This is a genomic window from Labilibaculum manganireducens, assembly GCF_963665805.2.
Classification (GTDB): Bacteria; Bacteroidota; Bacteroidia; order Bacteroidales; family Marinifilaceae; genus Labilibaculum; species Labilibaculum manganireducens.
In genome coordinates, this window is sequence record NZ_CAXXEE010000003.1 from 4,487,412 (window position 1) to 4,502,010 (window position 14,599).

At 37.5% G+C, this 14,599-nt stretch carries 12 protein-coding genes; 7 read left to right on the plus strand and 5 right to left on the minus strand.

Annotation, left to right across the window (positions count from 1 at the left end):
* Positions 1–30: 30 nt before the first annotated feature.
* Complete coding sequence (gene greA, locus ACHZAX_RS17600) at positions 31–504, minus strand: transcription elongation factor GreA (RefSeq protein WP_101310766.1); 474 nt, start codon at positions 502–504, stop codon at positions 31–33.
* Between the two features lie 179 nt (positions 505–683).
* Positions 684–1,124, minus strand: a complete 441-nt coding sequence (locus ACHZAX_RS17605) for a hypothetical protein (protein ID WP_101310767.1) — start codon at positions 1,122–1,124, stop codon at positions 684–686.
* Positions 1,125–1,221: 97 nt separating this feature from the next.
* On the opposite strand from ACHZAX_RS17605, the gene ACHZAX_RS17610 reads away from it, so the two are divergent.
* Positions 1,222–1,683, plus strand: coding sequence for a Rieske (2Fe-2S) protein (locus ACHZAX_RS17610; protein ID WP_320019998.1), 462 nt, complete (start codon positions 1,222–1,224; stop codon positions 1,681–1,683).
* Between the two features lie 190 nt (positions 1,684–1,873).
* Complete coding sequence (locus ACHZAX_RS17615; protein ID WP_320019999.1) at positions 1,874–4,402, plus strand: sodium-translocating pyrophosphatase; 2,529 nt, start codon at positions 1,874–1,876, stop codon at positions 4,400–4,402.
* 67 nt (positions 4,403–4,469) lie between these two features.
* Here ACHZAX_RS17615 and ACHZAX_RS17620 read toward each other — a convergent pair whose 3' ends face one another.
* Positions 4,470–5,399: a bifunctional riboflavin kinase/FAD synthetase gene (locus ACHZAX_RS17620; RefSeq protein WP_320020000.1), complete on the minus strand. Its 930-nt coding sequence runs from the start codon at positions 5,397–5,399 to the stop codon at positions 4,470–4,472.
* A 436-nt stretch (positions 5,400–5,835) separates the two neighbouring features.
* Between ACHZAX_RS17620 and ACHZAX_RS17625 the strand changes: the two genes are divergently transcribed.
* The 5 genes from ACHZAX_RS17625 (at position 5,836) to ACHZAX_RS17645 (ending at position 11,593) form a co-directional block, all read left to right on the plus strand.
* On the plus strand, positions 5,836–6,990 hold the full coding sequence (locus tag ACHZAX_RS17625; protein ID WP_320020001.1) for a TlpA disulfide reductase family protein: 1,155 nt from the start codon (positions 5,836–5,838) through the stop codon (positions 6,988–6,990).
* A gap of 92 nt (positions 6,991–7,082) precedes the next feature.
* On the plus strand, positions 7,083–7,853 hold the full coding sequence (locus tag ACHZAX_RS17630) for a UDP-2,3-diacylglucosamine diphosphatase (RefSeq protein ID WP_320020002.1): 771 nt from the start codon (positions 7,083–7,085) through the stop codon (positions 7,851–7,853).
* A 103-nt stretch (positions 7,854–7,956) separates the two neighbouring features.
* Positions 7,957–9,330 (plus strand): DNA recombination protein RmuC, encoded by a 1,374-nt coding sequence (locus ACHZAX_RS17635; RefSeq protein WP_320020003.1) that lies wholly within the window; start codon positions 7,957–7,959, stop codon positions 9,328–9,330.
* 298 nt (positions 9,331–9,628) lie between these two features.
* On the plus strand, positions 9,629–10,441 hold the full coding sequence (locus tag ACHZAX_RS17640; RefSeq protein ID WP_320020004.1) for a hypothetical protein: 813 nt from the start codon (positions 9,629–9,631) through the stop codon (positions 10,439–10,441).
* Between the two features lie 495 nt (positions 10,442–10,936).
* A complete protein-coding gene (locus tag ACHZAX_RS17645) occupies positions 10,937–11,593 on the plus strand; it encodes a hypothetical protein (protein WP_320020005.1) in 657 nt (218 codons plus the stop codon).
* A gap of 160 nt (positions 11,594–11,753) precedes the next feature.
* Here the strand turns inward: ACHZAX_RS17645 and ACHZAX_RS17650 are convergent, their stop codons facing one another.
* A complete protein-coding gene (locus ACHZAX_RS17650) occupies positions 11,754–12,926 on the minus strand; it encodes a trans-sulfuration enzyme family protein (RefSeq protein ID WP_245870458.1) in 1,173 nt (390 codons plus the stop codon).
* Positions 12,927–13,215: 289 nt separating this feature from the next.
* Positions 13,216–14,550: a 4Fe-4S dicluster domain-containing protein gene (locus ACHZAX_RS17655; protein WP_320020006.1), complete on the minus strand. Its 1,335-nt coding sequence runs from the start codon at positions 14,548–14,550 to the stop codon at positions 13,216–13,218.
* Between the last annotated feature and the right edge of the window lie 49 nt (positions 14,551–14,599).

Sequence of the window (14,599 nt, forward strand, 5' to 3'; positions counted from 1 at the left end):
CCGTGTGTTTCTGATTTTTACCCGTTGTAATTATAACGAAATATCTATAATTTCAAATGGAATTAAACCATTTGGAACCTGAATTTCAACAACATCACCAATAACCTTACCTATTAAACCTTTGGCAATTGGTGTATTGATTGATAGTTTCCCTTTCTTAAAATCAGCCTCCGTTTCGGATACTAAAGTATAAGCCATTACAGCACCATTTTTTTGATTCTTAATGGTAACCTTAGTCATCATCTGAACCTTTGACGTGTCAATTTTAGTCTCATCAATTACCCGGCTGTTTGCCAGAATACTTCTTAATTGTGAAATTTTGGCTTCCAATAAACCCTGAGCTTCTTTTGCAGCATCGTACTCGGCATTTTCCGACAAGTCTCCTTTGTCGATTGCTTCTCCAATTTGTTTGGAAATATTAGGACGTTCGATCGTCTCAAGATGTTCCACTTCTGCTCTTAGTTTTTTTAGTCCTTCGGCTGTTACATATGAATAACCAGACATAATTCCCTCCTATTTAAATTCTTATAATTCTAATCTATTTGATCGACAACGATCTAAAAAACAAAAAGAATTTCGATTTTTCGAAACTCTTCCGGATGCAAATATACAAATTTAGTATAAATGAACCCTTTCCTGCATGAAATAACAGGAATCAATAAAAGTATACTTTATTTTTTGCTTTAGGTGTACCTTCTATCTAAAATCTCTTTGTAAATAATGGCTTGGCGCCAATCGATTTCTTCTTCCTGATCTTCTTCCAACTCATTCTCATCCTTACTCTCACTATAGATTGATTTTAAATCAGCAAAAACAGGATTCTTTTTCTCTTCTCGGTCCTCCGCCTTCATATTCTGCAATCTTGTATATTCTTCCATCACTGATTCCACAGGTTCGGGAGTTTTGTCTTCTACGGGCTGAACGTAAGGTTTGGGTATTTCATTGCCCAACAAGCTCTCAAAAAGTGATTCGAATCCACCCTGAATTTCAGGCTCCGACCGTTGAAGAATTTCCTCATCATCGGGAGGCTGAACAGCTGCCGGCTTCTTTTTTTTGAGAGCACCAACAATAACAAAGAGTGCCACGATAACATAGTATAATATATTCCCCCAATGATCGTCCATACTGATACTGTTAAAATTAATTTAAAAGCTTAATTTTGCGAATGCCTGCACTAATAACGGCAACCATTACGTTATATAAAGAGTAAAACCAACTGCAATGAGTCACAATAAATCAAATTTACCACTTTTTTTCCTTTTCTGTTTGATAAACATCACTTTTTGTTCCTGCAGTAAAGATACGAATGTTGATGAAATCATCCCCTATGTTCCAGTTAACGGAACAATATATCTTAATTTTTACAGCGAACTAAATTCTGTTGGCAATGCCCTTTACTTTGATGAAATAGACGCATCTGTCGGATATAACGGGCATGGATTTATTGTAGTAAGAACAAGCACCTCTGAATTTTCTGTATTTGATGCAACCTGCACCCATGATAAAGATTCAGAAGAACATCTGAAAATTGAAGGTTCCTACGCAGAATGTCCTGTTTGCGGAAGTAAATTTAGTTTGTTGACCGGTGGATGGCCTTTTAATGATTCAGAGGCTAAGTACAAATTAAAAGAGTATAGAAATACTTACTACTCCGGTAACAACACTCTAAAAGTCCGCAATTAAATTAATTCCAAAACAATAGTTCCCTAACCTAAGGAACTAATTTTCACAGGTTAAAAATAAGAAATTCAGGATACAATCAAAATATAATAAAGTTTACTTTTTAAAAAAGTAATTCCATAAAGTCTTGTTTCACTTTACAATAATGCATAATTTGATAGGAAATTCACCTAATTAAATTAATCTCTATCCTATGAAAAAAGCATTATTACTACTAGTGTTCGGGGTACTACTAACTCCTTTCGCAAGTTTTGCCAGTGAAGCAGACCTGGTTGTTCCCGATTTAAGACAGAGCATTTTTGACGGACTTGGTGGCATAAATGGCTGGAACTTGTTATTTTATGGCATTGTAGTTATCGTTCTGGGTTTATTCTTCGGAATGATTCAATTTAATAGAATTAAAAATCTTCCTGTACATCATTCAATGGCTAAGGTTTCCAACATTATTTACGAAACCTGTAAAACATACCTTTTGCAGCAAGGTAAATTTCTAATTATTTTATTTCTTATAATTGGTACTGCTATCTCCTACTATTTTATTGGTTTAGCTCACGTATCCATTCCAAAAACTATGCTTATTCTGCTTTGGACTGTACTGGGAATATTAGGATCGTATGGAGTTGCCTGGTTTGGAATCAGGATAAATACTTACGCAAACAGCCGCACATCATTTGCAGCACTTAAGAAAAAGCCTTTTGATGTAATGTCCATTCCGTTGCAGGCAGGTATGAGTGTTGGTCTTCTTTTAATTTGCATTGAGCTAATCATGATGATTGCTATTTTGCTGTTTATACCCGGTGATAGTGCCGGTGCTTGTTTCGTAGGTTTTGCTATTGGCGAATCATTAGCAGCTTCGGCTCTGCGGATTGCCGGTGGTATTTTCACCAAGATTGCCGACATTGGTGCCGATTTAATGAAAATTGTATTCAAAATTGGTGAAGATGACCCACGTAATCCTGGAGTTATTGCCGATTGTACCGGTGATAATGCTGGTGATAGTGTTGGACCAACTGCTGATGGATTTGAGACTTATGGCGTTACCGGTGTTGCACTGATTACTTTCATTATTTTGATGTTTGGTGAAACCGGATTAATGCCAAACGTTGGTTTTGCATCAACTCTTATTGTCTGGATTTTCGCTATGCGCGTTCTGATGATTTTTACTTCGGTATTCGCTTATTTGGTAAATCAAGCCATTGCAAAAGCAAGGTACAGTCAAGCTGATCGTTTTAATTTTGAAGCTCCATTGACTTCTTTGGTTTGGATTACTTCGATTATTTCAATTGTTGTAACTTATGTAGTCAGCGACATCCTAATATCAGATCTGCCTGAAGGATTGTGGTGGAAACTTTCAACAATAATATCCTGCGGAACACTTGCCGCTGCGGTTATTCCGGAATTAACCAAAGCATTTACCAGTTCTAGTTCCCGTCATGTTCAGGAAGTGGTTACTGCTTCCCGGGAAGGTGGTGCATCCTTAACGATTCTTTCGGGAATGGTAGCCGGTAATTTCTCTGCTTTTTGGAAAGGTATGGTAATGATGGCTTTGATGGCAACTGCATTTTACACCGTTCAAGACATTGCCATATTTGGCGATTATCCTGGAATTTTTGCTTTTGGATTGGTGGCTTTTGGTTTCTTGGGAATGGGACCCGTTACCATTGCTGTTGACAGTTATGGCCCTGTAACCGATAATGCTCAATCGGTTTTTGAACTATCTCAGATAGAAAAGATTCCAAACATTAAAGAAGAAATTCTTAATGATTTTGGTTTTGAACCTAATTTTGTAAGTGGCAAACACAATTTAGAAGAGAATGACTCTGCCGGAAATACCTTTAAAGCTACGGCCAAACCCGTATTAATTGGTACTGCAGTTATTGGTGCAACAACAATGATTTTTGCAATTATCCTTTTGCTTAAGGGAACTATTCTCTCGAATGGTGAATCATTGCTGCAAATTCAATTGACCGATCCATCTGTTATTCTTGGTTTGATTACCGGTGGGGCTGTAATTTTCTGGTTCTCGGGCGCATCCATGCAGGCTGTTACTACCGGAGCTTATCGTGCAGTTGAATACATCAAAAGGAATATTGATTTGGACAAGACAGAAGCCGACATTGAAGATTCAAAAAATGTTGTGAGAATTTGCACTCAGTATGCACAAACAGGAATGTGGAACATTTTTGCCGTAATTTTATGCCTGACACTGGCATTTGCCTTCTTTAGTCCGAACTTCTTTGTAGCCTATCTGATTTCCATTGCCATTTTTGGTTTGTTTCAGGCCATGTATATGGCCAACGCAGGCGGTGCGTGGGATAATGCTAAAAAAGTGGTTGAAGTTGATTTAAAGGAGAAAAACACACCATTACACGATGCTACAATTATTGGTGATACTGTTGGTGATCCATACAAAGACACATCATCGGTAGCCCTGAACCCGATCATCAAGTTTTCTACTTTATTTGGACTATTGGCTGCCGAAATTGCCATTGAACTGATTGTTCAATCAGATAAAACAGGAAACATAAATTACGCCCCTTACATTGGAGCTGTTTTCTTAGTAATTGGTTTGTTCTTTGTGTACCGTTCATTTTATGGAATGAGAATTCCCGCAAAGGAAGTAAACACTTCCACTCCTCAGACAAAACATAAGGAAACACAAATGGGAAGTAATCATCAGAATCAGATAAAAATGGACGTAGCCGGCAAAACAAGTAACTAACTGTTGCATTTAAATACAAAACCCCGGAGAATTTCTTCGGGGTTGTTTTTTTAGCTGTGTTACTTATTTATCCCAACAGACTTATCACTTCCAATTTATCCTTCGCCAACTGAGCTTTCAACTCATCAAGCGAAGTAAAAAACTGCTCGTTACGAATGCGCTGATAAAAATGAATCGTAATATTTTTGAAGTAGATATCCTGATTAAAATCCAATATATGAACTTCGATAGACCGGTTATCCAACTGATTATTTACGGTTGGGCGAACACCAATATTCAGCATTCCCAAATACCGTTTATCATCCACATCAACTTTTACGGCATAAACGCCGTCTTTTGGAACCAGCTTATAGCTTTCCTGAGGATCAATGTTTGCGGTTGGAAATCCAATGGTGTGTCCTAATTTTTTTCCGTTAACAACATCTCCTTTAATAAAAAACCGATAACCCAAATATTTATTTGCCATTTGAATATCACCATCAGCAATGGCATTCCTTATTTTTGTAGAGCTAACATTTATAGCATCCATATTCAGGACATCCTGACGCTCTATTTTAAAGTTTAACTGATCGGCAAAAACCTTTAAATCTTCATATTTCCCTTCCCGGTTGTGCCCAAAACGATGATCGTAGCCAACCACCAGATATTTCATTCCCAGTTGTTTCACCAAAATCTTTTCGACAAACTCAATGTAAGTTAATTTGGAAAATTCTTTTGTAAATGGATAAACAACTAAATGATCGATACCCGCAGCTTCGAGCAACACCTTTTTTTCTTCCAAAGTATTGATTAAACGCAAGCCATTGTCCTCTGTATTTAAAACGAGTCGCGGGTGAGGATAAAAAGTGAATATTACAGTTTCTCCTTTTACTTTTTGAGCCAATTCCTGCAAGCGGCGAATCACTTTTCGATGCCCAAGGTGCACCCCATCGAAGGTACCTATAGTTACAACTGGATTAATTGCGGAAAAATCTTTTAAATCCGTATATATTTTCATGTGCCGGCAAAATTATTCTATCAAAGCATTCTCTTTCGTCTCCACCTCTCCCCCAGCTTTTCGAGCCATACAATTGAGAATTCATCTTTATTTCTTGATGCAAAAATATGAAAATTTAAGGAACAAACTCAGCCTTAAGGTAAGCGAATTCTATTTCATGCGAATGTTTGAAATAAAAGGATTCGTCTGCAAGAGATATATGAGACATGTTTTTTACGAGGAACAAATTAAATCCGGGAAGGGAATAATAATGATTAAACAGGAAATTATTAGTAAATTTCCCGCTTAGTTTCCGAATAGAATTATGAAATAATTAAATTCATTTCCTTTTTCTATGGTAATATTATGAGGATCACTTACTAAATAAGCGGCTGTAAATATTCATTCGGATAAAAATCGAAAAAACTGTTTAATGTAACCAACGAAAACCAATCATATGAAAAAATTATTATTAGCCCTTCCGATACTTTTATTCTGGGCTTGTAGTCAAAAAGACCTAGTTAAAGTAGAAGGTAAAATTGATCATGCAGATGGTAAAGTATTGTATTTTGACAGACTGAATACTACTGGTGTTGAAGTTTTGGACTCAACTACATTGGATGAAGAAGGTCGATTTAAATTTAAAGTGGAAAATACCCAACCCGAATTTTATCTGCTGCGCCTTTCGAATGGAAAATTAATTACCCTGCTTGCCGAAGCCAACGAGAGCATTCTTGTTTACAGCAAAAGTGAAAATATGGGAAAAAATTACATTGTTGAAGGCTCCAAAGGCTCTAAATTAGTTAAGGAGTTAAACGATAAACTGAATGAGACCAAGGATCAGCTTGCATCGATTCGTAAAGAACTGGAAGAGAAAAAGACTGATCCGAACTACTCCAGCATTTCGCAAAACTTATTGGCAGATTACGTGAAAGCTCTTCAAAGCCAAAGAGAATTTTCAATTAATTTCATCATGAAAAATGCCACCTCTTTATCGAGCTATATGGCTTTGTATCAAAAATTAGATGACAAGACTTTTACCTTAAACGAAAACGACGACATCAAATTTGTTAAAATCGTTGCTTCATCGATGAAAGCCTTGTATCCTGAACATGATTACACCAAAGCAATTTTAAGTAATCTTGCCGATCTTGAAAAACGTATGGTCAACCTTAAAATGTCTAAGCTGATTGAAGAAAAAGGAAGTAGTTTTCCTGATATTACTCTTCCTAATGCAAAAGGAAAAGAAGTTACCCTTAGCTCTTTACAAGGTAAATTTATTGTTTTAAGTTTTTGGGCGTCTCAAGATGCCAATTCGCGCAAACAGAATGCAAACTTGAAGAAGATATACGATAAATTCAACAAAAAAGGACTGGAAATTTATCAGGTTTCTGTTGATCAGAATGAAAAACTATGGACTAAAGCCATTCAAGAAGATCAGTTAAACTGGACTAATGTCTGCGATTTAAAAAACGGAAGTGCTATGGCAACCAGACTATACAATATTCAATCAATACCATCGAACTACCTGTTGGATCAGAAAGGTGAGATTGTTGGTAAAAATCTTTTTGGTTTGGCTCTTGAAGAAAAAATTGCCGAATACGTGAAGTAGATTTACACAAAACCTCATTCACCAACCCCTTCGCTTTAAAAGGGGAAGGGGAGAAAAAAATGACAATTACAAACCATTTGTCTTAGACAGAAATGATCGAAAACAAAAAAATATACTTTGCATCGGATGTACATTTAGGAGCTCCTGCTTTACGAAACAACCGCGAGCGCGAAAAATTGTTTGTGCGATGGCTCGATCAGGTGAAGGATGATGCAGAAACCATCTATCTGATGGGAGATATTTTTGATTTTTGGTTTGAGTACAAACGTGCTGTGCCAAGAGGTTTTACTCGTGTACTGGGTAAGATTGCTGAAATTACTGATTCTGGAATTCCTGTGCATTTCTTTACCGGCAACCACGACATTTGGGTGTTCGACTACTTACCAACCGAAATTGGTGTGATTGTACATCGGGATATCGTAAAAACCGAAATTAAAGGGAAAAAGTTTTTTCTTGGGCATGGTGATGGATTGGGCCCCTTCGACAAGAATTACAAACTACTGAAGAAGATATTTACCAGTCGTTTTTTGCAATGGTCCTTTGCCCGTATCCATCCCAATTTATCAATTTGGCTGGCTCATAAATGGTCGGGGCACAGCAGACTTAGAGATGGAAAAGTTGAGGCCGACAGCTTTAGAGGCATAGATAAAGAATGGTTGATTCTGTTTGCCAAAGATGAATTGAAAAAGGAGCATTTCGACTACTTTGTTTTTGGACACCGGCACTGGCCATCTAATGTCGATTTAAACGGTAAAAGCCGATACATCAACACCGGCGATTGGGTAACTCATTTTACCTATGCTGTATTCGATGGAGAAAAAATGGAGCTTAAGGAATACTACAAACCTAAAATTAACCACTAAGAGCACAACATACTTTGTGGTTAAAAAAATAACATTCTCCACTTCACCTCAAAAACCAATGTAAAAACGCAGCATGCTGCGTTACTACAAAAAAAAATACAAAATGGAAATAGTATACATCGCAATCGGAATAGTCTGTGGATTGGTTATTGCCTGGTTTATCTACCGCAGAAAAGCAGGACAACAGTCGGCTTTGCATCGGGAAGAGCTGCTGAAACAGGAAAACGCTTTTATCAACGAAAAGAGTGAGCTTTCGCACAAACTTTCGGTTTTGGAAGAACGGGCCAATAATCTGCAAAAGGAGAAAACAGAAGTAAACGAGGCGATGAATCTGGAGCGTCAGAAGAATGAGAATTTGACCCGCTCTGTTTCCATATCCGCCACCGAGCGAAAGAATTTGGAAGAACGATTGACAACTCAAAAACAAGAGTTGGAAGAACTTCAGAAGAAATTCACTACTGAATTTGAAAATATTGCCACCAAAATACTAAAGGAAAACACCAAAGAATTTACTTCTTCGAATCAGAAAAACATGAGTGACATCATGAGTCCGATTAAGGAAAAACTGATGTCGTTTGAAAAAAAGGTGGAGGAAACCTACGATCGGGAACTGCGTGATAAGATCAGCCTAAAGGAAGAGGTGAAAAAGCTTTACGATCTTAACTCCAAAATTAGTGATGAAGCCAACAACCTGACCAAAGCCTTAAAGGGGGATGTGAAGAAACAGGGAAATTGGGGTGAAGTGGTTCTGGAGCGAATATTGGAGCGGTCGGGCTTAACCAAAGGTCAGGAATACGACCGCGAAGTGGTGATGCAAAACAGTGATGGGCAAACCATTCGTCCGGATGTAATCATTCATTTACCAGAAGAGAAACACGTAATTGTTGATTCGAAAGTATCGCTGATTGCTTACGAACGGTTTGTAAATTCAATTGGTGATGTGGATGCCGAAAAGTTCCAAAAGGAACATATTGTTTCGATGAAAGCTCACGTAAAAGAATTGGCCGAGAAACATTACCAAAGCTCTGCGGCAATAAACTCGCCTGACTTTGTTCTCATGTTTATGCCGATTGAATCATCCTTTGCGATGGCAGTGCAATACGATCAGGAGCTTTTTAATTATGCGTGGGACAACAAAATTGTGATTGTGAGTCCATCAACTTTGCTGGCAACCTTGCGTACCATTGCTTCGATCTGGAAACAGGAACAGCAAAACCGAAATGTATTGGAAATTGCCAAGCAAGGCGGTTTGCTTTACGACAAATTAGTTGGTTTTGTTGAGGATATGATCAATTTAGGCAGACAAATGGACACTTCAAAAAAGACTTATGCTACGGCAATGAATAAGTTAACCGAAGGAAGTGGTAACCTTATTCGAAGAGCGGAGAACATTCGTGAGTTAGGTGCCAAAGTAAAAAAGAAACTGCCTCAATCTTTAATCGATAGAATTAACGATACGGAAGCAATTGCAGAATAATTACAAAACATATCTATACTAAAAAAGGTCACGACATATCGTGACCTTTTTGTTTGCAGCAAAATATTATTGTTCCAGAAAGGATGTATAGTGTCGCTAAACTTAAAATCGGTTATCCGAACTGTCAGGGATTATTTCATTTGCTAATTATAATCAATACAAATAGACAATTGATCTATATTAAAAAAAACTTCTATTAACATTAATCCAATTTTATTTTGATAAATTCGCAAGGATTTACGTAAGATTGAATTTTTGCATCAATAAATAACAAGATTAAACTCTAAATAAACCAAGTATGAATCATTTAAAATACCTCTTGCCAATTCTTTTGTTTTCTTCTTTTCAGCTTAGTGCTCAGGATAGAATTGTAAAAACCAATCAGGATACCATTGTATGCAAGGTTAAGGAAGTTTTAACCGATGAAGTAAAATACATCATCCCCGAAACCTCAAATGACATTCTGTTTGGAATCGATAAAAACGACATTCTTAAAATTATATTGGAAAACGGGAAAGAGCTGAGCTTTTCTCATTCTCTTTACGGAAAGGAAACCTATGAAAATCAGAAAAAACACGCCATCAAAGTAGATTTTCTGGCTCCATTAACCGGAAACACCACATTATCATATGAAAAACTAATCCGACCTTCAAGAAGCTGGGAAGTGAGTTTGGGAATAATTGGTTTGGGTGTTGATAATGACGATGAGAATCCCCGAGGTGCTTTTGCGAAGTTTGGGATGAAATTTATAAAGAGTCCTGATTTTTATTTGAAAGGCATGCGTTATGCTCATGTTTTAAAAGGAACATATGTGAAACCTGAGATTGCCTTCTCTATCTATTCTCGTGAGTATGGTTATGATTATTATTACAATGGTTATTGGGGCAATGGTGAGGACAGAGAATCGAATTGGGCTGCGGCTTTCAATATTATTGTAGGAAAGCAATATGTTTTTAATGACATTTTTCTTTTGGATATGTATTTCGGTTTGGGCTATGGATTTAGTAAGGATAATGACTACGAATCCTATCATTATGGTTTTTCGGGTGCCAATTCGGATACTCCACTGACTATAACGGCTGGTCTTAAAATTGGTGTTTTGTTGAAATAAAAAAAACTTCAATAATATTTAGGTAGGGTTGCGACAGGTCGTGACCCTTTTTTTATTCATGAACAAGAGATAAACATGCTAAAAGCCCTACAATAGTTGACTTGTTTTGCAACAGGAGGGTGTTTTTGCCAACAGGAAACCCAAACTAAGCAACAGGAGCAACATTTTACCAACAGGAGACTCAAATCGAGCTACAGGAGTATTGAAGCATCCATCAGGCGTTCAAATTTTACATCAGGAATACCAAAACTTCTATCAGTAATATCAATTTGCCCGACAGGCATATGAAATTCTTGTTTTTGCATACCCATACTACCAAAGTCGGTTGTGACACTGCGAATATCACTCCCTTTTTGCGCTAATAATAATGCCTTATAAAATAATCAAGATGATTTTTTTGTTTAGGGATTATTGTTTTGTAGATTCATGGGCGGAAAGTGCATTGATGTGCTTTAAACTTTTAAGTTAGCGGTAACCTTCATAAATTTTAGAAAAATGATACACGAAAGTTATTATTGGAAAAAGGAATTATATAAAAGTTTTGAAACTGTTGCCAAATTTAGACAATTGAAAAAACCGTCAGAATTGTCATTTGTTAAAATTGAAAAAGCTCTTATGATTGGAGCATACATTATCAGGAAACTTGATGAAGCTCAAAAGCTACCACCTGATTTCCTGAAAAGAAAAGCATCATTAATGTATTTTAAAAGCCAAGATAAAATAGTTGATCATATGAATTGGCATAAAATTGAGAAGCATTATAAGGTTGATCAACTTACCTTAATTGAAAAAGATTGGAGATTTATAATTAATCAAATTATCCATAGTTTTTCATTAATATATTCATTCGATGATTTTGAGAAATTAGATGGCTTTTACATTAATTCTGACAAGACAAAAAAGCAAGCAATTTTTTTACTTCCTCTAATGGAAGTATTAACAATGTTTTTAACTATTTCTGAAGGAGATATCGTTAAGTGTAGTTCTTCAAGAGAAATTTTGGGCAAGGATCAAAATGGAAAAACTATGTATGGAGAAATGAAACTAAAAGAAGCACTATACTCATATCCAATTAGATTAGACATAAATGAAACTATAGAGGCAACTTTAAAAGGGAATATTTATTTGAGAAATGAAAAAGAATGGGCTTAAATAAATGCCCAATGGTATACCGTTAAAAAAGCTAAATTATCATGGACGATGATACACAGTTTGAAAGTTTAGTTCAATTAATCCCGACGAGTCGGGATCAGTAATACCCTTAAAAGCATCCCCATAAAAAAAAGGTCACGACGTGTCGTGACCCTACGGATTATATATTTTTCAAGGCCTCGCCAATCAAGCCTTTTAATTTTTCGATATTTTCAATTCCTACCGATAAACGAATAACGCCCGGCAAGGGATATTTTGCGCCCCAAACAGGTTCTACTGGTAATAAAATGGTATCTACTTCGCCCAATGTTGGAACCAATGGAATTGTATCTTCCAAAGCAGCTACAAAGCGATTGCATTTCTCTCTTTTGTCCTCATCGGAAGATCCTTTGATATCGAAAGTTAACATGCCGCCAAAACCTTTATCGCCAAACAAAGCCACAGCCTCTTTTCGGGTAGGATGAGATTCCAGTCCTGGATATAAAACCTCTCCTATTTTTGGGTGATTTTCTAAATATTCAGCCAACTCCATTGCATTGTCGCAATGCTTTTGAAAGCGCAATTCGAAACTTTTTACCTGCGTTCCCAATCGGTAAGCATCATCCGGACTTAAGAAATGACCTGCCCATTTTCGGTATTCAATGGCTTCCTTCATCAACTCCTCATCGTTGCCACAAATAACTCCTGCGGTAATGTTTCCATGTCCGCTCAGGTATTTTGTTGCTGAATGAATCACCAGATCGGCTCCATCTAAAAGTGGTTTCCACAGGTAAGGTGTTCCAAATGTATTGTCTACAATTATCTTGGCATTGTATTGCTTCGCCAGTTCCATGATGCGTTTTACATCGGCAACAATCAACATGGGATTCGAAACGGCTTCGAAATACAAAAACTCAGGTTGAATTTCTGCCAGCATGCGCTCCAATTCCACGAAATCGTACAAACCTTCTTTCGCATAAAAGCGGTGTACATCTAAATTACGGCGCTTGATCAACACCGTATCGATGAATGAATTGGTTCCGCCGTAAATCTCATGAAAGAACAACCAGGGACGGGTTGCTGCTCCTTTCTGAAAAACTGATACTGCAACATCAATGGCCGCCATTCCTGTTTCCACCAACAATGCCCAATTGCATCCTTCCAATTCCATAATTTGTTTCTCAACAGCTACCACAGTCGGGTTGCGATATCGGGAATAGATGTAATCATCCGGTTCGTGCGCATGATTCAATTCGGCAGCAAAAGCTTCTTTGGTTCGCTTCGAATTTTGCAGATTAAAGCCAGCTTCGCGGTAAAGCGGCGTATGCGATGCGTTGATTTCTTTTTTCTTCATTGTATTGTGGTTTGACGTATGTTATTTTCTAACTACCCCTAAATCCCCTAAAGGGGACTTTCCCTGTTGGGTAACATTTTTTTAAGCCCCTTCAGGGGTTTGGGGTAATAAAACTTTAAAAACAGCCCTCTCCCTGTCGGGAGCTCCCCTTAAAAAGGGAGAAATATAAATGCAATTTTCACCTTTACAAGTCTGCCTATTTAAAAAATCTTTTCCTCTTGAGGGAAAATGCCGACAGGCGAAAGGGTGTTATTCTTCTAATCGACTCTGACGAGGTCTAAAGACGCTGTCAGGTCTCGTAATTTAGAATTCGTAATTCTTTCTCTGGCGTTATCACATCCGATTCGTGGTAAAATTCTGCTCTGTCAATTATTTCTCCTGCAAAAATGATGATCAAAGAAATTGGTAAAATCATCTCGATTTCAAGATCCAATAAAATATAGGGCAGCAATAAACAAAGAATTCTGATTAATGAAAGAATAGGAAAATACCTGATTCCCATTTTCTTTAGTGCCACTTTTCGCCACATATATAAACTTCCTTTTGCAAGGATAATTAATTCAACTAGAATTGAAACTTCTTGTAACCAAGCAAATAATAGGACAGCTGTTAAAGTAACCATTCCCGAATGCAATACGAGTCCATCTCTTCGCTTCAGAAATTTGTAGACCATATCTACCGAAATCAGACTAAAAATTCCAAAAGCCATGGCCACATAACCAATCATCTGATTTTCGGTGATGATTTGCAGGCCGGTTAATCCCAAAAAGGTAGAAAAAGAAAATATTTCACGGCTCAGCCACGATCCTTTTAGATTGAGAATGAACCGCCACATGCGTAATTTCTTGCCAATGTGCAGGGATGTTAATGCAATTGCCAGTACTGAGACAATCGCAAAAGGAATCAATGACATTTCAGCTTTTCCAGACAAATGAGCCGCCTGCCAACTTACCAATCCGGCAACAGCCAAAGTAAAAAGTACCAAAGTCCATTCTTTATCGAGTGAAACTTTCGATTCCTCTTTTGGCAGATAGCTTTCCAATTTTTCTGTACTAATTTCCACCGCATCTAAATTTTCGATGGCTGGTGTTGTATGCTCTTCGCGCAAGGGAACCATCTGAATGGATGGTTTGATACCGATATTGACAAAACCCGGGGTGATATGATCTTCTTCAGTTATTTCTTTTTGTCCGAATTCCAAGGCGCCCACCGGACAAGCCTCTACGCAGGCCGGACGTTTCCCCTCAGAGATTCGATCGACACAAAAATTGCATTTCTCAACAATTTTGGTGCTTTTATTAAATTTTGGTGCGTCGTACGGACAAGCCCAGGTGCAGTATTTACAGCCAATGCAAGCTTCGGCATGATGAATGATTGCTCCGGTTTTTTCATCGCGGCTGTAAGCCAGCGCCGGACAATTTTTCATGCAGGGAGCCTCTTCGCAATGATTGCAGGCCAATGAAAAATGAAAGACCGGTAAGCTGGGATGCCTCAATTTGTTATGACAGTTTACCTCGCGCCAATTCACCTGCAAGCTGGTGCCGTTTTCGATGCTGCAACCCGCAACACAAGCCATACAGCCAACACATTTATTCGTGTTAAATATGAATGCATTTTTATTCACGTTCCTTTAAAATTAGTTCTTAAAGTTAACAATTATCCTCCAGCCGGAT

Bases quoted from the DNA above. Each gene is read 5' to 3' on its own strand.
- greA (WP_101310766.1), bottom strand. From the start codon at position 504: ATGTCTGGTTATTCATATGTAACAGCCGAAGGACTAAAAAAACTAAGA.
- ACHZAX_RS17605 (WP_101310767.1), bottom strand. From the start codon at position 1,124: ATGGACGATCATTGGGGGAATATATTATACTATGTTATCGTGGCACTC.
- ACHZAX_RS17610 (WP_320019998.1), top strand. From the start codon at position 1,222: ATGAGTCACAATAAATCAAATTTACCACTTTTTTTCCTTTTCTGTTTG.
- ACHZAX_RS17615 (WP_320019999.1), top strand. From the start codon at position 1,874: ATGAAAAAAGCATTATTACTACTAGTGTTCGGGGTACTACTAACTCCT.
- ACHZAX_RS17620 (WP_320020000.1), bottom strand. From the start codon at position 5,399: ATGAAAATATATACGGATTTAAAAGATTTTTCCGCAATTAATCCAGTT.
- ACHZAX_RS17625 (WP_320020001.1), top strand. From the start codon at position 5,836: ATGAAAAAATTATTATTAGCCCTTCCGATACTTTTATTCTGGGCTTGT.
- ACHZAX_RS17630 (WP_320020002.1), top strand. From the start codon at position 7,083: ATGATCGAAAACAAAAAAATATACTTTGCATCGGATGTACATTTAGGA.
- ACHZAX_RS17635 (WP_320020003.1), top strand. From the start codon at position 7,957: ATGGAAATAGTATACATCGCAATCGGAATAGTCTGTGGATTGGTTATT.
- ACHZAX_RS17640 (WP_320020004.1), top strand. From the start codon at position 9,629: ATGAATCATTTAAAATACCTCTTGCCAATTCTTTTGTTTTCTTCTTTT.
- ACHZAX_RS17645 (WP_320020005.1), top strand. From the start codon at position 10,937: ATGATACACGAAAGTTATTATTGGAAAAAGGAATTATATAAAAGTTTT.
- ACHZAX_RS17650 (WP_245870458.1), bottom strand. From the start codon at position 12,926: ATGAAGAAAAAAGAAATCAACGCATCGCATACGCCGCTTTACCGCGAA.